Source organism: Pseudomonas edaphica, from assembly GCF_965277385.1.
In the GTDB taxonomy this organism is placed as follows: domain Bacteria; phylum Pseudomonadota; class Gammaproteobacteria; order Pseudomonadales; family Pseudomonadaceae; genus Aquipseudomonas; species Aquipseudomonas edaphica.
Genome location: NZ_OZ255725.1, coordinates 3,152,530 through 3,172,350, shown reverse-complemented (window position 1 = coordinate 3,172,350; position 19,821 = coordinate 3,152,530). Strand labels below are relative to the sequence as shown.

Annotated in this window: 18 protein-coding genes and 1 pseudogene; 9 read left to right on the top strand and 10 right to left on the bottom strand. The window is 60.1% G+C overall.

The window, feature by feature from the left end:
• Positions 1-289: 289 nt before the first annotated feature.
• A pseudogene (locus ACQY47_RS14255) lies at positions 290-616 on the top strand (Bro-N domain-containing protein); the annotation flags it as partial.
• Between the two features lie 302 nt (positions 617-918).
• Here the strand turns inward: ACQY47_RS14255 and ACQY47_RS14250 are convergent.
• The 3 genes from ACQY47_RS14250 to ACQY47_RS14240 are packed head-to-tail and all read right to left on the bottom strand — an operon-like array spanning position 919 to position 3,424.
• A complete protein-coding gene (locus ACQY47_RS14250) occupies positions 919-1,692 on the bottom strand; it encodes a MetQ/NlpA family ABC transporter substrate-binding protein (protein ID WP_428557301.1) in 774 nt (257 codons plus the stop codon).
• Positions 1,693-1,742: 50 nt separating this feature from the next.
• Positions 1,743-2,417, bottom strand: coding sequence for a methionine ABC transporter permease (locus ACQY47_RS14245; protein ID WP_099488106.1), 675 nt, complete (start codon positions 2,415-2,417; stop codon positions 1,743-1,745).
• The gene (locus ACQY47_RS14240) at positions 2,417-3,424 is read right to left on the bottom strand and encodes a methionine ABC transporter ATP-binding protein (RefSeq protein WP_428557300.1); all 1,008 of its coding nucleotides are present in this window, start codon (positions 3,422-3,424) and stop codon (positions 2,417-2,419) included. Before ACQY47_RS14240 ends, ACQY47_RS14245 begins: the two co-directional genes overlap by 1 nt.
• A 265-nt stretch (positions 3,425-3,689) precedes the next feature.
• Between ACQY47_RS14240 and katE the strand changes: the two genes are divergently transcribed.
• Positions 3,690-5,831 (top strand): catalase HPII, encoded by a 2,142-nt coding sequence (gene katE, locus ACQY47_RS14235; RefSeq protein WP_428557299.1) that lies wholly within the window; start codon positions 3,690-3,692, stop codon positions 5,829-5,831.
• 101 nt (positions 5,832-5,932) lie between these two features.
• Here the strand turns inward: katE and ACQY47_RS14230 are convergent, their stop codons facing one another.
• Genes ACQY47_RS14230 through zur form a run of 4 tightly spaced genes read right to left on the bottom strand, consistent with a single transcriptional unit; the run spans position 5,933 to position 8,738 of the window.
• Positions 5,933-6,652 (bottom strand): PA5502 family lipoprotein, encoded by a 720-nt coding sequence (locus tag ACQY47_RS14230; protein ID WP_428557298.1) that lies wholly within the window; start codon positions 6,650-6,652, stop codon positions 5,933-5,935.
• 37 nt (positions 6,653-6,689) lie between these two features.
• On the bottom strand, positions 6,690-7,478 hold the full coding sequence (znuB, locus tag ACQY47_RS14225; RefSeq protein ID WP_017139100.1) for a zinc ABC transporter permease subunit ZnuB: 789 nt from the start codon (positions 7,476-7,478) through the stop codon (positions 6,690-6,692).
• Positions 7,471-8,256, bottom strand: a complete 786-nt coding sequence (gene znuC, locus ACQY47_RS14220) for a zinc ABC transporter ATP-binding protein ZnuC (RefSeq protein ID WP_017139099.1) — start codon at positions 8,254-8,256, stop codon at positions 7,471-7,473. The genes znuB and znuC overlap by 8 nt, the downstream gene beginning before the upstream one ends.
• On the bottom strand, positions 8,256-8,738 hold the full coding sequence (zur, locus tag ACQY47_RS14215; protein WP_056861009.1) for a zinc uptake transcriptional repressor Zur: 483 nt from the start codon (positions 8,736-8,738) through the stop codon (positions 8,256-8,258). The genes znuC and zur overlap by 1 nt, the downstream gene beginning before the upstream one ends.
• A gap of 58 nt (positions 8,739-8,796) precedes the next feature.
• On the opposite strand from zur, the gene ACQY47_RS14210 reads away from it, so the two are divergent.
• Complete coding sequence (locus tag ACQY47_RS14210; RefSeq protein ID WP_428557297.1) at positions 8,797-9,726, top strand: zinc ABC transporter substrate-binding protein; 930 nt, start codon at positions 8,797-8,799, stop codon at positions 9,724-9,726.
• Positions 9,727-9,847: 121 nt separating this feature from the next.
• On the opposite strand, the gene ACQY47_RS14205 is transcribed toward ACQY47_RS14210, so the two are convergent.
• Together ACQY47_RS14205 and ACQY47_RS14200 are read right to left on the bottom strand one after the other, a co-directional pair.
• Positions 9,848-10,801: a homoserine kinase gene (locus ACQY47_RS14205; protein ID WP_017139094.1), complete on the bottom strand. Its 954-nt coding sequence runs from the start codon at positions 10,799-10,801 to the stop codon at positions 9,848-9,850.
• A gap of 55 nt (positions 10,802-10,856) precedes the next feature.
• Positions 10,857-11,147, bottom strand: a complete 291-nt coding sequence (locus ACQY47_RS14200; protein WP_017139093.1) for a DUF2782 domain-containing protein — start codon at positions 11,145-11,147, stop codon at positions 10,857-10,859.
• Between the two features lie 74 nt (positions 11,148-11,221).
• Between ACQY47_RS14200 and polA the strand changes: the two genes are divergently transcribed.
• Positions 11,222-13,999, top strand: a complete 2,778-nt coding sequence (gene polA, locus ACQY47_RS14195) for a DNA polymerase I (RefSeq protein ID WP_428557296.1) — start codon at positions 11,222-11,224, stop codon at positions 13,997-13,999.
• A 269-nt stretch (positions 14,000-14,268) separates the two neighbouring features.
• Here polA and yihA read toward each other — a convergent pair whose 3' ends face one another.
• Positions 14,269-14,910 (bottom strand): ribosome biogenesis GTP-binding protein YihA/YsxC, encoded by a 642-nt coding sequence (gene yihA, locus ACQY47_RS14190; RefSeq protein WP_042943980.1) that lies wholly within the window; start codon positions 14,908-14,910, stop codon positions 14,269-14,271.
• 222 nt (positions 14,911-15,132) lie between these two features.
• On the opposite strand from yihA, the gene ACQY47_RS14185 reads away from it, so the two are divergent.
• The 5 genes from ACQY47_RS14185 to ACQY47_RS14165 all read left to right on the top strand — a co-directional run bounded on the left by ACQY47_RS14185 (position 15,133) and on the right by ACQY47_RS14165 (position 19,760).
• Complete coding sequence (locus ACQY47_RS14185; RefSeq protein ID WP_428557361.1) at positions 15,133-15,324, top strand: c-type cytochrome; 192 nt, start codon at positions 15,133-15,135, stop codon at positions 15,322-15,324.
• A gap of 33 nt (positions 15,325-15,357) precedes the next feature.
• A complete protein-coding gene (locus ACQY47_RS14180) occupies positions 15,358-15,999 on the top strand; it encodes a c-type cytochrome (protein ID WP_017139089.1) in 642 nt (213 codons plus the stop codon).
• Positions 16,000-16,169: 170 nt separating this feature from the next.
• Positions 16,170-16,805, top strand: coding sequence for a thiol:disulfide interchange protein DsbA (gene dsbA / locus ACQY47_RS14175; RefSeq protein ID WP_017139088.1), 636 nt, complete (start codon positions 16,170-16,172; stop codon positions 16,803-16,805).
• Between the two features lie 7 nt (positions 16,806-16,812).
• Positions 16,813-17,694: an endonuclease/exonuclease/phosphatase family protein gene (locus ACQY47_RS14170; RefSeq protein ID WP_370589433.1), complete on the top strand. Its 882-nt coding sequence runs from the start codon at positions 16,813-16,815 to the stop codon at positions 17,692-17,694.
• Positions 17,691-19,760, top strand: a complete 2,070-nt coding sequence (locus ACQY47_RS14165) for a diguanylate cyclase (protein ID WP_428557295.1) — start codon at positions 17,691-17,693, stop codon at positions 19,758-19,760. Before ACQY47_RS14170 ends, ACQY47_RS14165 begins: the two co-directional genes overlap by 4 nt.
• Positions 19,761-19,821 lie beyond the last annotated feature (61 nt).

The following is a 19,821-nucleotide window of genomic DNA, read 5'->3' as shown; positions in this document are numbered from 1 at the left end:
CGTGTTATCGCGCTGTGCGTGAACTTGTTGGACGGTCTTGGGGTGGCTAGTCTTTGGCCTGTCGCTGCAAATTCAGTGACAGGGTGTGGAAGCCCTTATATCGTTAGGCGCACAAAGCGCCACCAAGTGTCAGGCGCTTTTTCTTGTCTGTGTTTTATGGTGGCTGTGCGCGGGGCGCTTTCGAGTGCGCCGGGTGCCTAACGTCCCGGTCTTCCACACCTGCGTACAGCCGCCACCCATTACGTGGAAGTAGTGCTTGGCGGTCCCTTGATACGTTAGGAGCTAGACCGTGCAAACACTTACCCCTGATCCACCGATCACACCCAAAGTCTTCACCCGCCACCATCACCAGCTGCACGCCGTGCTGGTCGAAAGCCAACCCTGGTTCAGCGCCTCCGACATCGGCCATCTGATGGGCCTGCACCTGAACCCTGCGTTACTGCGCAAGCTCGATCCCGACCAGCAACACACCCTGCCGCTGATCACTCATGGCCACTGTGCGCCGACGTTGATGGTCAGTGAGTCTGGCGTTTATGCGCTGCTTATCTACCACTACTACCCGGAGAATCGGTGCCTGCGCCAATGGTTGACCCATGAGGTGGTGCCAGCCCTGCGCTGATAGCAAAAGCCACACAAAGCTGGTGGCTGAGTTGCCGGTTTTACTCCAGCGCAAATGATCGTTCCCACGCTCTGCGTGGGAATGCCTCCTGTGACGCTCTGCGTCGCGGCCTCAGAAGCGGGACGCAGAGCGTCCCGGGCTGCATTCCCACGCGGAGCGTGGGAACGATCACAACACAAAACAAATGTGGGGGCTGGCTTGCCTGCGATAGCGGCAGGCCAGTCAACATCTTCGGTGACTGACACTCTGCTATCGCGGGCAAGCCAGCTCCCACATTAGGTTTACGGTGTAGCTCTGGATCAGAACGCCGGCAGAATCGCGCCTTTGTACTTCTCAAGAATGAACGCTTTCACTTCTGGCGTGTGCAGGGCTGCAACCAGCTTCTTCACCGCGTCCGAATCCTTGTTGTCGTCGCGGGTCACCAGGATGTTCACGTAAGGCGAGTCATTGCCTTCGATCACCAGCGCATCCTTGGATGGATCCAGCTTGGCTTCCAGGGCGTAGTTGGTGTTGATCAGCGCCAGGTCGACCTGGGTCAGCACGCGCGGCAGGGTGGCGGCTTCCAGTTCGCGGAATTTCAGGTTTTTCGGGTTGGCGGTGATGTCCTTGATGGTCGACAGGATGTTGGTCGGGTCCTTCAGGGTGATCAGGTTGTGCTTGGCCAGCAGCAGCAGGGCGCGACCGCCGTTGGTGGCGTCGTTAGGGATCACGACATTGGCGCCGCTTGGCAGGTCTTCCAGCTTTTTGTACTTGCTGGAGTAAGCGCCCAGGGGTTCCAGGTGTACCGCGCCAACGCTCACCAGGTGAGTGCCCTTGGCTTTGTTGAACTCATCCAGGTACGGCTGGTGCTGGAAGAAGTTGGCGTCCAGGCGTTTTTCAGCCACTTGTACGTTCGGCTGCACGTAGTCGGTGAAGACTTTGACCTGCAAATTAACGCCTTCTTTGGCGAGTGCAGGCTTCACGAATTCGAGGATTTCCGCGTGGGGCACCGGCGATGCAGCGACTGTAATAGTCTCGGCAGCGTGGGCAGAAAACGCGGCAACGGCGGCGAAAGCAACCAGTAGTTTTTTCATCCAACAAGCTCCTTGTTCGGGCATGTGCCGGCGGGGGCCGGCAATGGCCGTTATTTTCGAGAAAAATGCACCACCAGCTTATCGCCGACGGTTTGCAGAATTTGCACCAGGATCAACAGCATCACCACGGTGACCACCATCACATCGGTCTGGAAACGCTGATAACCGAAGCGGATCGCTAGGTCACCCAAACCTCCGGCACCCACCACACCGGCCATGGCCGTGTAGGAAACCAGTGTAATAGCCGTCACCGTAATCGCCGCGAAAATGCCAGGGCGAGCTTCGGGCAGCAGCGCGTTGGTAATGATCTGACGCGTGCTGGCGCCCATGGACTGCGTGGCCTCGATGATGCCGCGGTCCACTTCACGCAAGGCCGTTTCCACCAGGCGCGCGAAGAACGGCGTCGCACCTACCACCAGCGGCGGGATTGCGCCGGCCACCCCCAGCGAAGTGCCGGTGATGAGTACGGTGAACGGGATCATCACAATCAGCAGGATGATGAACGGCAGCGAACGCAGGATGTTCACGATCAGCGACAGCAGCGCGTACAGGCCTTTTTGTTCAAACAACTGGCGCGGGCTGGTCAGGAACAACAGCACGCCCAACGGCAGGCCCAGCACCACGGTGAAGAACAGCGAACCGAACAGCATGGTCATGGTGTCGCCGGTTGCCAGCCAGATTTCGGACCAGTCGATATTGGCGAAGAAACTCAACAGGACTTCCATTAGCGCAGAACCTCCATGTGGACGTCTGCCGCAGTAAAGCGGGCGAAGGCGGCGTCCATATCCCCACCGGTCACGGCCAGGGTCAGTTGCCCGTAGGGGGTATCTTTGATGTGGTCGATGCGACCGGCAAGGATGCTGTAGTCCACTCCCGTTTCGCGGGCGACGGTCCCCAGCAATGGCGCGTAGGTCGCTTCGCCCTGGAACGTCAGGCGCACGATGCGGCCCGGTACATGGGCAAACACATCACGCTGCTCGCCTTCATCGACTTGCTCGGCTTCTTGCACAAAGCGCTTGGTGGTCGGGTGCTTGGGGTGCAGGAACACCTCGGCCACCGAGCCTTGCTCGACGATCACGCCGGCGTCCATCACGGCGACCTGGTCGCACACGCGGCGGATCACGTCCATTTCATGGGTGATCAGCACGATGGTCAGCTTCAACTCGCGGTTGATCTCGGCCAACAATTTGAGCACCGAGGCGGTGGTCTGCGGGTCGAGGGCGCTGGTGGCTTCGTCGCACAGCAGAATTTTTGGCTTGGTCGCCAGGGCGCGGGCGATGCCGACGCGCTGCTTCTGGCCGCCGGACAACTGCGCCGGGTACTTCTTGGCATGGTCCGACAGGCCCACGCGGGCGAGCAGTTCAGCCACGCGCAGGTCGATGTCTTTACGCGACAATTCGCCGGCCAGGGTCAGTGGCAGCGCCACGTTGTCGGCAACGGTCTTGGACGCCAGCAGGTTGAAGTGCTGGAAGATCATCCCCACTTGCTGGCGAAAACGGCGCAGGCCGTTGGCGTCCAGGGCGGTGACTTCCTCACCGTCGACGTTGATCTGACCGCCGCTGGGTTGTTCCAGGCGATTGATCAGGCGCAGCAGGGTACTTTTGCCCGCACCGGAGTGGCCAATCAGGCCGAACACCTGGCCGTTTTCGACGCGCAGGCTGGTGGGGTGCAGGGCGGGGATTTCCTTACCGGCGACGCGGTAGGTTTTATGGACGTTATGAAACTCGATCACGTAGCGAACCTTGTGGGGCGCATTGAAAAGGGATCAGCGGTTAGCCGGGCGCGCATTTTAGCCTGTCCGTATAGCGTTTCTTAGCATTTATTTCGCATTCAACCAGCGATTTGGCAATAACGCGATCAAAGGTCATAAAAAAGGAACGGCCCAAAACCCCATCAGTCACTACTTAAGCAACTCAATTTCCCAGGTGCCGTGCCTGGGGGTTTGCTCAAACGAGCCGGGGACCGCTCTGGCCACTTTGAATAAGGAGTTTTGACTGATGAGTACCAAGAAGCCAGCCACCCCGCCTAAGAGTGAGCTTGCGGGCACCGATACCCTGGACCGTGGCAACACCAACGCCAAGCTGCAGGCCCTGGAAGAGTTTCGCTCCGATGCGACCCGCCAGGCGCTGCGCACCAACCAAGGCGTAAAGATTTCCGATAACCAGAACACCCTCAAAGTCGGCGCCCGTGGCCCCTCGCTGCTGGAAGACTTCATCATGCGTGAAAAAATCACGCACTTTGACCATGAGCGTATCCCGGAGCGCATCGTGCATGCCCGTGGCACTGGCGCCCATGGTTATTTCCAGACCTATAAGAACCATTCTGCGCTGAGCAAGGCCGGGTTCCTGCGTAACCCGGAGCATAAAACCCCGGTGTTCGTGCGCTTCTCCACCGTGCAAGGCCCGCGTGGTTCGGGCGATACCGTGCGTGACGTACGCGGCTTTGCCGTGAAGTTCTTCACCGACGAAGGCAACTTCGACCTGGTGGGCAACAACATGCCGATCTTCTTCATCCAGGATGCGATCAAGTTTCCGGACTTTGTGCATGCGGTAAAACCTGAGCCCCATAACGAAATTCCTACCGGCGGCTCGGCCCACGATACGTTCTGGGATTTCGTCTCGCTGCAGCCGGAATCGGCGCATATGGTGCTGTGGGCCATGTCTGACCGTGCCATTCCAAAAAGCCTGCGTTCCATGCAGGGTTTTGGTATTCACACCTTCCGGTTGATCAATACCGAAGGCAAGTCCAGCTTTGTGAAATTCCATTGGCACCCGAAAGTCGGCACCTGCTCGCTGGTGTGGGACGAAGCGCAAAAGCTTGCCGGTAAAGACACCGACCACCACCGTCGCGACCTGTGGGAAGCGATCGAGGGCGGCGACTACCCTGAGTGGGAGTTGGGCGTGCAAATCGTTGCCGAAGAGGACGAACACAAGTTCGACTTCGACCTGCTTGACCCGACCAAGATCATTCCCGAAGAGCTGGTGCCGATTACGCCGCTGGGCAAAATGGTGCTTAACCGCAACCCGGACAACTTCTTTGCCGAGGTCGAGCAGGTCGCCTTTTGCCCAGGCCACATCGTGCCGGGTATCGATTTTACTAACGACCCGCTGCTGCAAGGTCGTCTGTTTTCCTACACGGATACGCAGATCAGCCGACTCGGTGGCCCGAACTTTCATGAGCTGCCGATTAACCGGCCGGTCACGCCTTTCCACAACGGCCAGCGTGATGCTCAGCATCGCACGGTGATCGACAAGGGTCGTGCGTCCTACGAGCCGAATTCGATTGATGGCGGTTGGCCAAAAGAAACGCCACCGGCTGCTCAGGATGGCGGGTTCGAAACGTATTACGAGCGTGTCGACGCCAACAAGGTGCGTGAGCGCAGTGAGTCGTTCGGCGACCATTTCTCGCAAGCCACGCTGTTTTTCCACAGCATGAGCCACCACGAGAAAGAGCACATCATCGCGGCCTACAGCTTCGAGTTGGGCAAGGTGGAGCGTGAGTTTATCCGCGCGCGTCAGGTCAACGAGATTCTGGCCAATATCGACCTGGAGCTGGCCAAGCGCGTTGCGCAGAACCTCGGCCTGCCGGCGCCGACCAAAGGCACGGTACCGCCGCGCAAGACGTCGCTGAAAGAGTCGCCGGCGTTGAGCCAGGTGAACCTGCTGTCGGGCGACATCAAAACACGCAAAGTCGCAATTCTTGCGGCTAACGGTGTGGATGGCGCAGCGATTGCGGCGTTGAAGAAAGCGCTGGCCGCCGAAGGTGCGCATGCCAAGGTGCTGGGGCCGACGTCGGCACCGGTGAAGACTGCGGATGGCAAGAGCCTGCCGGTGGATGCGTCGATGGAAGGCATGCCGTCGGTTGCGTTTGATGCGGTGTTCGTACCGGGCGGTAAAGAGTCGATCAAGGCCTTGAGCGGCGATGGCGTGGCGCTGCACTTCCTGTTGGAGGCGTACAAGCATCTGAAGGCGATTGCGCTTGCCAGTGATGCCAAGCCGTTGCTGGAGCAGCTTAAGCTGGAGGCGGATGCTGGATTGATCGTGGGAGCGGATGCCAAGGCGTTCAAGGCATTCTTTGCGGCGATTGCGCAGCATCGGGTGTGGGCGCGGGAGCCTAAGGCCAAAGCGATTCCGGCTTAAGCTTTTGGGTGTTTGTTAGACCGCTATCGCAGGCAAGCCAGCTCCCACATTTGACTGTATTCACAGTTCAAAAGGTGGGAGCTGGCTTGCCTGCGATGGCTTTACTCGGTTTTGCGCGGAATCAACACAACCTGCGCCGGGATGTGTTTCACAATCTGCCGGTGAATCTTCAGGTCATATGCCGAATCAATGCGCTTTACCCGTTTGGTCAGCAGTGTGGCCAGCCATGGGTAATCCTGGGTGCGCGGCGCCTGAATGGTCACGTCGCACTGGTAATTCACCGCATCGGTGGCGATCGCATCCAACTGATGGCGAAGTTCTTCAATATCGGTGAGGTTCAACGCAACCGTGGTGCTTTGAGCCGCCGGGTCGATGACCTTGGCGGGTGGCTTGGCCTCGGCAGCTTTCAAGGCGGCTTCGGCTTTATCCAGCTCGGCTTTGCGGGCGTGGCTGATGGCGCTGTTGACGCCGCCAGTAAGCGCCGGAGCCTTGGGCATCAAGGCGCGTGCGCGGCTTAACGCCGTAGCGGCGGCATTTACATCACCTTTTTGCAACACGATCTGGCTGCGTTGCAAGTAGGCTTCGGCCAATTGGCGCTGGTAGGTTTCCAGGGCTGGGTCGTTGGGCGACTGGGCCTGTAATGCGGCCAGCTCGTCTTCGGCGGTGGCCAGTTCACTGCTGGCCAGGTTTTGCTCCAGCTGCGCGATGGCCGCAGCACGCGGGTCCTGCGCCTCGGGGGCGGCGGGCGGTGTGCTTTGGCAGGCGCCCAGCAGCAGGGAAAATGCGGCAAGGAGCAGATAACGGGAGTTGAACGGCTTCATTCCTGCGACTCTCTATTTGCGCAAAAAGCGAGCAAGTCTACACCCCTCGACGGGGCAGGACAAAACTCAGCAGAAACAGGGCGGCGGCCGTGACCACAATCGACGGCCCGGCCGGCGTGTCCTTGAACCAGGACAGCGCCAGGCCCCCGCACACGGCGAGCATGCCCAGCAGGCTAGCGCCGATCGCCATCTGCTCCGGTGAGCGGGCATGGCGCTGGGCGGCGGCTGCGGGAATGATCAGCAGCGACGTGATCAACAATACGCCGACAATCTTCATTGCGACAGCAATCACCACGGCGATCAACAGCATCAGGGTCATGCGCAGCGCCGGTACGGGCAAACCTTCGACGGTGGCCAGCTCTTCGTGCACGGTAATTGCCAGCAACGGGCGCCACAAGGCCACCAGCAGCACCAGCACAGCGGCGCTGCCGCCGAGGATCCAGGCAAGGTCAGTGGGGCTGATCGCCAGCAAATCGCCGAACAGGTAGGCCATCAGGTCGATGCGTACTTCATGCATGAAGCTCAGCACCACCAGGCCCAGCGACAGCGTGCTTGGCGCCAGAATGCCCAGCAGCGTGTCCGAGGCCAGCGGCTGGCGCTGTTGCAGGGTTACCAGCAGCACTGCCAGTAATAGGCAGCCCACAGTGACGGCGATGGTCGGGCTCACATCCAGCAGAAAGCCCATGGCCACGCCCAGCAGCGCGGCATGCGACAACGTGTCGCCAAAGTAGGCCATGCGCCGCCAGACCACGAACGAGCCCAATGGGCCCGCCACCAGTGCCAAAGCCAAGCCTGCCAGCAGGGCGTAGAGCAGAAAATCAGCCATGCTTGCAGCTATCTCCATGAACGTGGGGTTGAGGCGTAGCGGGATCGTCGACCACAGCGCCATGCAAATCATGGGCGTGATCGTGATGGTGGTGATAGATCGCCAGGCTCTGCGCGTTTTTGCCGAACAGCTCGACGAATGCCGGGTCGCCGCTCACCTGTTCCGGGTGGCCGGAGCAGCATACGTGACGGTTGAGGCACACCACTTGATCCGTGGTGCTCATCACCAGGTGCAAGTCGTGGGAGACCATCAGCACGCCGCAGCCATGGCGGTCACGCAGGCGGGTGATCAGGCTGTACAGCTCGGCCTGGCCGGCAACATCCACGCCTTGCACGGGTTCATCAAGTACCAGTAGCTCGGGTTCGCGCAACAAGGCGCGCGCCAGCAGTACGCGCTGCATCTCGCCGCCGGAGATGCTCTGCACCGGGCTGTCGATAACCTGTTCGGCACCGACTTCCTTAAGCGCCGCTTGTGCGCGTGCGCGGTCGACGCCAGGCACCAGGCGCAGGAAGCGCAGTACCGACAGCGGCAGCGTTGGATCGACGTGTAATTTTTGCGGCATGTAACCGACGCGCAGCTTGGGCTTGCGCCACACGCTGCCGCTGTCGGGCTTGAGCAGGCCAAGCACGGCGCGCACCAGCGTGGTCTTGCCGGCGCCATTGGGGCCGATCAGCGTCACGATCTGCCCCGGCTCCACGCTCAACGCGATGTTATCCAGTACGTTTTGCCCGGCGAACGTGACCCCAACCTGCTCCAGGCGGATTAACGCGTTGCTCATCAAGCCCCCTGGCAACCGGAGCAGAGCCCGACCACTTCGACCGTTTGCCCTTCGACCTTGAAGCCCACGTCGGCGGAGCTTTTGACGATGGCGTCGCTGATGCTTTTTTGTTCAAGCTCGATGGCGGCATGGCACTCGCGGCAGATCAGGAATTGGCCCTGGTGCGCGTGTTCCGGGTGGCTGCAGCCGACAAAGGCGTTGAGCGAGGCGATGCGGTGTACCAGGCCGTTTTCCAGCAGGAAGTCCAGCGCGCGGTACACCGTCGGCGGTGCCGCGCGGCGGCCGTCCTGCTCGCTGAGCACGCCAAGAATGTCGTAGGCGCCCAGCGGCTTGTGACTTTGCCACACCAGCTCCAGCACCCGACGACGCAGGGCGGTCAGGCGCAAGCCTTTCTGCGCGCACAGGGTATCGGCCTCCGACAGCGCGGTGTGTACGCAGTGAGAGTGGTCGTGGGGACGGCTGGCAAGCGGTGTTTTAGGCATGAGCGGCGACAGACATTTGATAGAGACGTTATTATGTTACCTGTTCCTACGCCATTGAGTGGTCATCGTGTCCCGACTTTTTCCCGTTTTTGTCGTATTTGTCACCAGTTTGTTCATCGCCGGGGCCGCTCAGGCTGAGGTCAAGGTGCTGACCAGCATCAAACCGTTGCAGTTGATCGCCGCCGCTGTGCAGGACGGCGTGGCGATTCCAGAGGTGCTGTTGCCGCCTGGCGCATCGCCGCATAACTATGCCTTGCGCCCATCCGACGTACGGCGCGTGCAGTCGGTAGACCTGCTGTATTGGATCGGCCCGGACATGGAGAGCTTCCTGCCACGCGTGCTCAAGGGGCGTAGCCTGCCGACCGTGGCAGTTCAGGACTTGCCTGGGATGAAGTTGCGTCGGTTCGCCGAAGATAGCCACTCGCATGCCGATGATGCCGACGAACACGACCACGATCACCGCCCTGGCAGCCTGGATGCTCACTTGTGGTTGTCGACGGTCAACGCTCGGGTGATTGCGGCGCGTATGGCGTCTGACCTCAGCACTGCCGACCCGGCCAACGCTGCGCGTTATCAGAGCAATGTGAAGGCGTTCGATCAGCGTCTGGATGCTTTGGATGCACGCCTGAAGGCGCGCCTGTCCACCGTCGGCGACAAGCCGTACTTCGTGTTCCACGAGGCATTTGATTACTTCGAAGACGCTTACGGGCTCAAGCACACGGGCGTGTTCAGCGTGGCCGCCGAAGTGCAGCCGGGCGCTCAGCATGTTGCCGCGATGCGTACGCGTTTGCAGGAAGTGGGTAAGACGTGCGTGTTCAGCGAGCCGCCGTTGCGTCCGCGTTTGGCCGAGACTTTGGTGGCGGGCTTGCCGGTGAAGTTGGCAGAGCTGGATGCGTTGGGCGGTTATACCCCGGCGACGGCGCAGGGTTATGAGCAGGTACTGGAAAAGCTGGGGAATGACTTGGCCGGGTGCCTGGAGTCGCTCTAACAGCCAACACAGAATGACTGTGGGAGCTGGCTTGCCTGCGATGGCGATGTCGAATGACACACCGCTATCGCAGCGGTGCGACGATTCGACAAGCCAGCTCCCACATTGACCGAGTTGAGCCCTAGAGTGCGAACGGCAGGTGGACTGTGACCTGCTGGCGCTGCGCCAGCCGATGCTCGAACTCCGCCGGGTCATGGATCAACACATCCTGCCCGGCAAACGATTCCGCGGCGATCAGGCGTGACAGCCAGAAACGCACGCACGCAACGCGCAGCAGGGTCGGCCACAGCTCGGCCTCCTTGGCGGTAAACGGCCGCAGCCCCGCGTAGGCGCCCAGCAACGCGCGGGCGCGTTGCCCATCAATCACGCCATCGGCGTCGGAGCACCAGTCATTCAAGGCGATTGCCACGTCGTACAGCATCGGGCCTGAGCAGGCGTTGTAGAAGTCGATCAAACCGGTGAGGTGCGTGCCTTCGAACATCGCGTTGTCGCGGAACAGGTCGGCGTGTACGTTGGCGCGCGGCAGGGCGAGGATGTCGGCCTTGTGGGCTTCGATTTCGCTCAAGGACGCTTGCAGCAGACGCTGCTGGGCTTCGTTCAGGTGTGAAATAAGCTGCGCGCCTTCAGTGAGCATCCACTCCAGGCCGCGATCGGTCTTGCGCTCCAGCACTTTGTCGCCTTGCGTCGCCAGGTGCAGGTGGCCGAGCAGGTCGCCGACCTGGGCGCAATGCTGCGCGTTGGCGTCCTTTATGTGCTTGCCTGCCAGGCGCGGCTGCAACAGCGCCGGTTTGCCTTTGAGTTCGCGAAGCGCCATGCCATCGGTGGTACGCAGCGCGTAAGGCACCGGCAGGTCGGCGTCGTGGAGCACGTCTAGCAGTTCGATGAAGAACGGCATTTCCGCCACTGGGCCGCGCTCAACCAGAGTCAGGACGAATTCGCCCTGTTCCAGGCTGATGAAAAAGTTGGTGTTTTCGCTACCGGCGGCAATCCCCTGGAAATCAAGCAGGCGGCCGAGCCCGTAAGGGGCGAGAAAGGTTTCCAGCTCGGGCCGAGCCAGGGGGGTGAACACAGACATGTTTAAGCTGCCAGTACGGGCGCCGCAGTGCGCGGCGCCAATTTAAGTTAAGAAATCATTTCCATTCGAAGATCTTCCATGACGGGATCAGCATATCCGGCTGGTCAGAGCGGATGAAGTTCGCATCGGTTCCGTCCGCGCGCACCAGGAAATACGGTGGAAAGCCTTTTTGCGTCACCTTAATTGCGTACAGGAAGCCATTCTGGCGGTATTCCTGAATGGTCTTGTCGCCTTCCGTGCGAATGGTAACTTCCGGGTCGCCCGACGGCGCAGTATCCGCCGCCATGGCCACTATCGGGGTGAGTGCAATCAAGCCGGTCAACAACAGGCGATTTACTGTACGCATGATAACCTTGTCCCTTTGTCGTCATTGGTCCGGCTATTCTAGCGCCTGACCCGCCGAAAAGGTTGATCCTGCTCATGAGCCAAGCCCCCCTCGTCCTGGTGGACGGTTCTTCTTATCTGTACCGCGCCTTCCACGCGCTGCCACCGCTGACCACCTCCAAAGGCCTGCCGACCGGTGCGGTCAAGGGCGTGTTGAACATGCTCAAAAGCCTGCGCAAGCAGTACCCAAACAGCCCGTTCGCGGTGGTGTTCGACGCCAAGGGTGGGACCTTTCGCGATGAGATGTACGCCGAATACAAGGCTAACCGCCCCAGCATGCCCGATGACATGCGCCTGCAAATCGAGCCTTTGCACCAGAGCGTGATCGCCCTGGGCTTCCCGTTGCTGTGCGTTGAAGGCGTCGAAGCCGATGATGTGATCGGCACGCTGGCCCGCAGCAGCGCGGCGGCTGACCGTCCGGTAGTGATTTCTACCGGCGACAAGGACATGGCGCAGCTGGTGGACGGGCACATTACCTTGGTCAACACCATGACCGGTAGCTCGATGGACATCGAGGGCGTGAAGGAGAAATTCGGTGTCGCTCCGGAGCAGATCATCGATTATCTGGCGCTGATGGGCGATTCGTCCGACAACATCCCAGGCGTGCCGGGGATTGGTCCGAAGACGGCTTCCGGCTTGCTGGTGGGCGTGAATGGCGGCATCAAAGAGCTGTATGAGCAGTTGGATATCGTGCCGACCTTGCCGATCCGCGGGGCCAAGACCCTGCCGGCCAAGTTGGAAGAGCATAAGGAGATGGCATTCCTGTCCTATCAACTGGCGACGATCAAGGTCGACGTGCCGCTGGATGTGGGCCTGGATGATTTGCACCTGATCGAGCCGGACCGCGAAAAGCTGCTGGAGCTTTACACGCTGCTGGAGTTCAAGAGCTGGTTTGATGAGATCCAGCGCGATGCCAAGCGCGTTGAGCTCAAGGCTGCCCCTGTTGTTGAAGAGGCCGTCGAAGTTGTGGCACCCGCAGAAGCGTCGTACACCACCATCCTCGACCAGGCGACATTCGACGCCTGGCTGAAAAAACTCAACGCGGCAAAATTGTTCGCGTTCGACACCGAAACCACCGGGATCGATGCGCAACAGGCGCAATTGGTCGGGGTTTCCTTTGCCGTGCAGCCCCATGAAGCGGCCTACATTCCGCTGACCCATTCCTACATCGGCGCGCCGCAGCAGCTGGACCGGGACACGGTACTGCTGGCCTTGAAGCCGTTGCTGGAGGACGCGACCAAGCTCAAGGTCGGCCAGCACGCCAAGTTTGATATGAACATCCTGGCCAACTGTGCCATCGGCGGCGACCAGGCCAACGGTATTACCGTGCGCGGCATCGCTTTCGACACCATGCTCGAATCCTATGTGCTGAACTCCACCGCGACCCGGCACGACATGGACAGCCTGGCCAAGAAGTACCTGGACTACGACACTGTCAGCTTCCAGGACATCGCCGGCAAGGGCGCCAAGCAGCTGACGTTCGACCAGATCCCGCTTGAGCAAGCCGGTCCTTATGCGGCCGAAGATGCCGACGTGACGCTGCGCCTGCACCAGGCTTTGCATGCGCAGCTTGAAGCCATTCCAAGCCTTGCCAGTGTGCTGACGGACATTGAAATACCCTTGGTGCCGGTGCTGGCGCGTATCGAGCGCCAGGGCGCACTGGTGGATAAGGCGCTGCTGGGCATCCAGAGTATCGAGCTGGGCAACAAGATGGTTGAGCTGGAGCGCCAGGCGTTTGAGATCGCCGGTGAAGAGTTCAACCTGGGCTCGCCCAAGCAACTCGGGGCGATTCTTTACGAGAAGCTCGGTTTGCCGGTATTGAAAAAGACCGGCAAAGGGCAGGCGTCCACGGCTGAAGAAGTATTGGCCAAGCTGGCCGAAGATGACTTCCTGTTGCCCAAGGTACTGATGCAGTACCGCAGCATGAGCAAGCTCAAAAGCACCTACACCGACCGCCTGCCGGAGCAGATCAACCCGCGCACCGGGCGTATTCACACGTCTTATCATCAGGCGGTGGCGGCGACCGGGCGTTTGTCGTCCAGTGATCCGAACCTGCAGAACATCCCGGTGCGCACCGCCGAAGGGCGGCGCATTCGCCAGGCGTTTGTCGCGCCTAAAGGCTACAAGTTGCTGGCGGCGGACTATTCGCAGATCGAACTGCGGATCATGGCGCATTTGTCCAAGGACGAGGGGCTGATGAATGCCTTCCGTAATGACCTGGACGTGCACACCGCCACCGCCGCCGAAGTGTTCAAGGTTGAGCTGACAGAGGTCACGTCCAACCAGCGCCGCAGTGCCAAGGCGATCAACTTTGGCCTGATCTACGGCATGGGTGCGCAGAAGCTCGGCAAGGACATTGGCGTGGATACCAAGACCGCCAAGGCCTACATTGATGTGTACTTTGCGCGCTACCCAGGCGTGCGTGAATACATGGAGCGCACCCGCGCCCAGGCGGCCGACCAGGGTTATGTCGAAACCTTCTTTGGGCGTCGGCTGTATCTGCCGGACATCAACTCCAACAAGCCTCAGGAGCGCGCGGCCGCAGAACGCACAGCGATTAACGCGCCGATGCAGGGCACCGCGGCGGACATCATCAAGAAAGCCATGGTGCTGGTGGACAACTGGCTGACCGAGTCGGGCCTGGATGCCAAGGTGATCCTGCAGGTGCACGATGAATTGGTGCTTGAGGTGCGAGAGGATCTGGTGGCGCAAGTCAGCGAGAAGATCCGCGAGCATATGAGCGCGGCGGCCAAGCTTGACGTGCCTTTGGTGGTAGACGTGGGCGTGGGCGATAACTGGGACGAAGCACACTGACAGCGCGGCTCTGCCATTGCCGAGGGTGATGGCAGAGCGCTTTAGATCAAAAGGCGTCGCAGGTTATTTCCAATAGTTTTTTTGACCTGCCGGAACTTAACCCGTGAACTGCTACTCAGAGTTACTGAATGGGTGGTGAAGCCCTTCAATGCTCCTATGTTGTGTTAAGTGTTGGCAGATATCTGGACCCCGCCCTAGCGGTCCGGAACTTGGACCCCGAACTTCCCCTCCCCATACGAAGTCCGGGGTTTTTTTTGCCTGCGCAAAAGTTATTCGGCGATTTCCGCGCCCTTGTCTGCTAATTCCATCCAGCCGGCCAGCACGGTGTAAGCGTCTTCCAGGCCCATGCGCTTGGGCGCCGAGAACAACTGGATGGTGATCGCGTCGCCCCAACCTTTACGGATTTCGGACTGCACTTTGAGCAAGGTGTTCTTGGCTGCGCCGTAGGTCAGCTTGTCGGCCTTGGTCAGCAGGATATGCATCGGCATGCCGCTGGCGACGGCCCAATCGAGCATCAGCAGGTCGAAATCGGTCATTGGATGACGGATGTCCATCATCAGAATCAAGCCCTTCAAACTCTCGCGGCCACCCAGGTAAGCCTCAAGGTGACGCTGCCAGTGCAGCTTCAACGGGATGGGTACTTTTGCATAACCGTAGCCCGGCAGGTCGACCAGACGCCGATCATCGTCTAGCTTGAAGAAATTGAGCAGCTGCGTGCGGCCCGGGGTTTTCGAGGTGCGCGCCAGGCTGGCGTGGGTCAGGGTGTTCAGCGCGCTGGACTTACCGGCGTTGGAACGGCCGGCAAAGGCGACTTCAAAGCCCTCGTCATCGGGGCATTGGTCCACTTTGGCGGCGCTGAGCATGAACGTGGACTGTTGGCACAGGCCGAGGATGGGATTCTTGAGTTGCATGAGATTTCCGATGTGGGCGGTGCCGAGAAAGGGTGCGGCAAGCGGTGTCGTTTCCGTTTCAGTAGCGCCAGTATATAATGCCGCAGATTTTGTGTGTGCTTTGTCCCAGCGAAGGATGAAGTTCACGGGAGCGAAAGACCTTCATTGCGCATTAGAACGCAAAACGCTCTCAAACCCTGAAAAGGTCGATGTATGACCTGATGGTTATGCGCTTTTGGTGTCCTGATCGCGCTTTTAGGCGCTCAGGCTACACAGGATCCAGAGGCGCTGTACAACCGAGTTTGCATGGCTACGCTGATGCAACACGTGACTCAGGGTTTCAAGGCAATGCCGCCGCGTGGTTTGTGCATGGACTGCAGTACTGAGGATTACCAGGCCATCAACGCGTTGATGGTGAGTAAACCCGGTAGATAACTCTTAAACCCTTAGCCGTAGTTGGATTAGCTGATGAACAAACTGATCGTGAGTCTGCTGTTGACCTTGGGCATCACTGGCGCTGCCGTCGCTGCAGAGGGCCCCCTTAAAGGTGATGCCACTGCCGGTCAAGCGAAAGCCGCCGTATGTGGTGCTTGCCATGGACCGGATGGCAACAGCCCGGCGCCGAACTTCCCCAAACTGGCAGGCCAGGGTGAGCGTTACCTGACCAAGCAGATGCACGACATCAAGGACGGCAAGCGCACGGTGCTGGAAATGACCGGCTTGCTGACTAATCTCAGCGATCAGGACCTGGCGGACATCGCGGCGTATTTTGCCAGCCAGAAAGGCAGTGTGGGAGCTGCTGATCCGAAGCTCGTTGATAAAGGCCAGGCGTTGTTTCAAGGCGGCAAACTCGCTGAAGACCAACCTATCGGTGGCATGCCTGCCTGTAAGGCTTGTCACATCGCAGGTGGCAGTGGGCTGGCCGAGGCGGGTTTTCCCCACCTGAGTGGTCAGCACGCCCAATACACAGCCAAGCAGTTGAAGGACTTCCGCGAGAAGGTTCGCTCCATCGATGGCGATGCCAGCAACAAAATGATGACTGACATTGCGGCGAAACTTTCGGATAAAGATATCGAAGCGCTGTCCAGCTATATTCAGGGCCTGCACTGATTGGACCTGCGACGTTAACGCTCGATTAATCCATCGATGCAAGCATAAAAAGGGTGGCTTAGGCCGCCCTTTTTTGTGGCCGGTGCCGTTACACTAACGAACTCATGCCCGCGTAGACCTGTCACAACTAAAGGTCGCGTGAGGCGACTTTATTTGTCCAGGAGTAAAGCATGCGTAATCTGATCCTCAGCGCCGCTCTCGTCACTGTCAGCCTTTTCGGCATGACCGCGCAAGCTGCCGACGTGCCGCTTGAAGCCGGTAAAACCTACGTTGAATTGGCCAACCCGGTTCCGGTCTCGGAGCCAGGCAAGATCGAAGTGGTGGAGCTGTTCTGGTATGGCTGCCCGCATTGCTACGCCTTTGAGCCGACTATCAATCCTTGGGCCGAAAAACTTCCGTCCGACGTTAACTTCCGACGCATCCCGGCCATGTTCGGCGGCCCATGGGATGCCCACGGCCAACTGTTCCTGACCCTGGAAGCCATGGGTGTCGAGCACAAGGTTCACAACGCTGTATTTAATGCGATTCAAAAAGAAGGCAAGCGCCTGACCAAGCCTGACGAAATGGCTGACTTTGTTGCCACCCAAGGCGTCGACAAGGACAAGTTCCTGGCCACCTTCAACTCCTTCGCTATCCAGGGCCAAATCAAACAGGCCAAGGAACTCGCCCAGAAGTACGGCGTACAAGGCGTACCGACCATGATCGTCAACGGCAAATACCGTTTCGACCTGGGCACTACCGGTGGTCCTGAGCAAACCCTCAATGTTGCCGACCAACTGATCGCTAAAGAGCGCGCAGCCAAGTAAGGGGGCCATCATGCGCGGCTGGGGTACTGAACGTAGCGTTGGTCTGCATGAACCGCGGGTCAACGAACACCACCTGGAGTCCACGGGCTTGCCGGCAGACAGTCGTCTGCGGCTGCTCAGCTTCAATATTCAGGTGGGCAACAGTACCGAGAAGTATCGGCACTACCTCACCCGTGGCTGGCAGCATCTTCTGCCGCACAAAGGGCGTACCGGTAATCTGCAGAAAATCGGCGACCTGCTCAACGACTTCGATCTGGTCGCCTTGCAGGAAGCCGACGGCGGCAGCATGCGCTCCGGTTATGTCAATCAGGTGGAGCATCTCGCCCATCTCGGTGCTTTCCCTTATTGGTATCAGCAACTCAACCGCAACCTCGGGCGCCTGGCACAGCACAGCAATGGCGTGCTCAGCCGCTTGAAGCCGACAGCCATCGAAGATCACCCCTTGCCCGGCCCAAAAGGGCGCGGCGCGATTCTTGTGCGTTTCGGCGAAGGCCCGGAAGCCTTGGTGGTGGTGATGATGCACCTGGCGCTTGGAGCGCGTACACGCAACCTCCAGTTGGCCTACGTGCGTGATCTGATCGGCAACTACAAACACCAGGTGCTGATGGGTGACATGAACACCCATGCCACCGACCTGTTGCAGAATTCCCCGTTGCGCGACCTCGGGTTACTGGCGCCGCAAGTCGAAGCCACGTTTCCCAGCTGGCGCCCGCAACGCTGTCTCGACCATATCCTGCTCAGCCCCAGCCTTACACTGGAAAGTGTGCAGGTGCTGGCGCAGCCCATTTCCGATCACCTGCCCGTCGCGGTAGAGATTCGTCTGCCGGGTTCGCTCACGGCTGATGCATTACCCGCGTTGAGCCCAGGCCCTCGCGGACCCCTTGCATGAGCGACGACGCCCAGCGCTGGAAAGAGAAATACCTTAAAAGCGTTGAGCAGCAAGATAAGCTCGAACGCCGCTGGGCTGCCCGCCTCGACCTGTTGCGCCGAGGCCTGGTGCGCAGCACGCTGGCGGCGGAAGGCACCGACCGTGCGGTTGATCAATGCATGAAAGAAATGCGCGATGTGGTGCGTACCGACGACATGGACGCTGCCCTCGCCGCCTTGCTGCCACGCCTGGAAAAAGCCGTGCTCGACTCGGAGCAGCGCCGCGAAACCCGGGTCGACCAGATCAGCACTGCGCTGACTGCCTTGGTTGCGCAGTTGCAGAAACTGCCTCTGCCGCGTGAAGTCGCCCGCCCGCTGAAAACCTTCGCCAAACAGCTTGATGGCCGAGTCGGCCAGGCGCGTGAGATCCCGCTGCTGCTCAGCGAATTGAGCAGCCTGCAAGGGCAGGCGCTAAATAACCTGGAGCCTGAAGGCGAAGCTGCGCGCCCTGGACCAGGCCTGCTGCAACGCCTGTTTGGTGCAAAGGATGTGTCGAATGAGGCGCCGCTGGTTGAATCTGCCCCGCTCTATGCACCGCAACCGCCGGCGTCGAAACCTGCTGCTGCCAAAGCCGCGCCCGAGCCACTGGAGCCCGTGCAATCCGAAGAGCTGACCCAAGCCTTGCGCGCTTTTGCGCCATTGCCGGTAACGCCGGCCGCCGCGCAGCCTGAACCCGCTGAGCCGGTCAAAGTGGCTGAAGTCGCCCGCGAAGCCTTTGCCTTTGAGGCACCGGCGCCGGAGCAAGCCCCCGTCGGGCCTGACGAAGTCTCTGAGCCAGAGATGCCCGAGCCAGCACTAGAGGAAGCCGCGCCCGAAAGCGCCCTTGCTGCATTTATCGAAGAGCCGCAGTTTGAGGTCGACACGCCAGATCAAACGCTCATCGGCAGCCTGTCGCTTCCGCCCGTGCTGGAACCCTGCGAGCCCTATCCCGATGCGCTGCAACCGGACGGCACCTACGCCCTGCCCGACTCCCCCGAGCCGTCCTACAGCTCGGTCGCCAAGCATATCGAAGACACCTTGCTTGGCTTGCTGGAGGATCTGTCCTTACCCGAGCGCCACCGGCCCCAGGCCGAAGCCATGCGCGAGCGCTTGGCCCACGGCTTGAACTGGTACGAATTGCTGCCGATCCTCGATGACCTGGCGGTGCTGATGCTGGCGATTACCGACAGTGGCCAGCATGAGTTCGAGGCCTACCTCAAGCAGCTTAATGAACGCCTCGAAGCCTTCCAGGGCCATCTGCAGGTGGCCAGCGAGGGGCACGCCGACAGCCGCTCGGCCGCACGGGAGCTGGATACGCAGATCCGTGAACAGGTCGACGGCCTGCAAAGCAGCGTGCAGGAAGCTGCTGACCTGGACAGCCTCAAGCATGTGCTGGAAAGCCACCTTGAAGGCTTGCTCGGCACCATGGACGAACACCGGCAGCAGCGTGACCAGCGTGAGCAGGAAGTCGCGGCGCGGCTCAAAAGCCTGGCCGAGCGGGTGGCGAACATGGAGCAGGAAGCCCAAGGTTATCGCGAGCATTTGGAAGTGCAGCGCCAGAAGGCCTTGATCGACCCGCTCACCGGCCTGCCCAACCGTGCGGCGTGGAGCGAGCGCCTGGATCATGAAGTGAATAGCTGGCATCAGCGCGGCAACAGCCTGTCACTGGCCATGCTCGACCTGGACCACTTCAAGCGCATCAACGATGGCTACGGCCACTTGGCCGGCGACAAGGTGCTGAAGATCATCGCCAATGTGTTGCGCAAGCGCCTGCGCTCCGGCGATTTTATCGCGCGATTTGGGGGTGAAGAGTTTGTATTGTTGATGCCTGACTCAGGTTTGGCAGATGCTTTGGATGTGGGTGAGGTGCTGCGTTCGGCCATCGAAGCATGCCCGTTCCACTTCAAGGGCGAGCCGGTGACTATTACGGTGTCCATGGGCGTGGCGCAGTTCCAGCCGGGAGAGTGCAGCGACCTGGCACTCAAGCGTGCCGATGAGGCGTTGTACCGAGCCAAGGCGGCCGGGCGCAACCGGGTGCAGGCGGCGTAAAAGATGTTCCATTTTGTGATTTGACCGTCGAGCCCCGAACCATCCGTTACACTGTTGCATT

Excerpts from the sequence above, each read along its gene's own strand:
- ACQY47_RS14250 (WP_428557301.1), bottom strand. The coding sequence starts at position 1,692 with ATGAAAAAACTACTGGTTGCTTTCGCCGCCGTTGCCGCGTTTTCTGCC.
- ACQY47_RS14245 (WP_099488106.1), bottom strand. The coding sequence starts at position 2,417 with ATGGAAGTCCTGTTGAGTTTCTTCGCCAATATCGACTGGTCCGAAATC.
- katE (WP_428557299.1), top strand. The coding sequence starts at position 3,690 with ATGAGTACCAAGAAGCCAGCCACCCCGCCTAAGAGTGAGCTTGCGGGC.
- ACQY47_RS14230 (WP_428557298.1), bottom strand. The coding sequence starts at position 6,652 with ATGAAGCCGTTCAACTCCCGTTATCTGCTCCTTGCCGCATTTTCCCTG.
- znuB (WP_017139100.1), bottom strand. The coding sequence starts at position 7,478 with ATGGCTGATTTTCTGCTCTACGCCCTGCTGGCAGGCTTGGCTTTGGCA.
- znuC (WP_017139099.1), bottom strand. The coding sequence starts at position 8,256 with ATGAGCAACGCGTTAATCCGCCTGGAGCAGGTTGGGGTCACGTTCGCC.
- zur (WP_056861009.1), bottom strand. The coding sequence starts at position 8,738 with ATGCCTAAAACACCGCTTGCCAGCCGTCCCCACGACCACTCTCACTGC.
- ACQY47_RS14205 (WP_017139094.1), bottom strand. The coding sequence starts at position 10,801 with ATGTCTGTGTTCACCCCCCTGGCTCGGCCCGAGCTGGAAACCTTTCTC.
- ACQY47_RS14200 (WP_017139093.1), bottom strand. The coding sequence starts at position 11,147 with ATGCGTACAGTAAATCGCCTGTTGTTGACCGGCTTGATTGCACTCACC.
- polA (WP_428557296.1), top strand. The coding sequence starts at position 11,222 with ATGAGCCAAGCCCCCCTCGTCCTGGTGGACGGTTCTTCTTATCTGTAC.
- yihA (WP_042943980.1), bottom strand. The coding sequence starts at position 14,910 with ATGCAACTCAAGAATCCCATCCTCGGCCTGTGCCAACAGTCCACGTTC.
- ACQY47_RS14180 (WP_017139089.1), top strand. The coding sequence starts at position 15,358 with ATGAACAAACTGATCGTGAGTCTGCTGTTGACCTTGGGCATCACTGGC.
- dsbA (WP_017139088.1), top strand. The coding sequence starts at position 16,170 with ATGCGTAATCTGATCCTCAGCGCCGCTCTCGTCACTGTCAGCCTTTTC.
- ACQY47_RS14165 (WP_428557295.1), top strand. The coding sequence starts at position 17,691 with ATGAGCGACGACGCCCAGCGCTGGAAAGAGAAATACCTTAAAAGCGTT.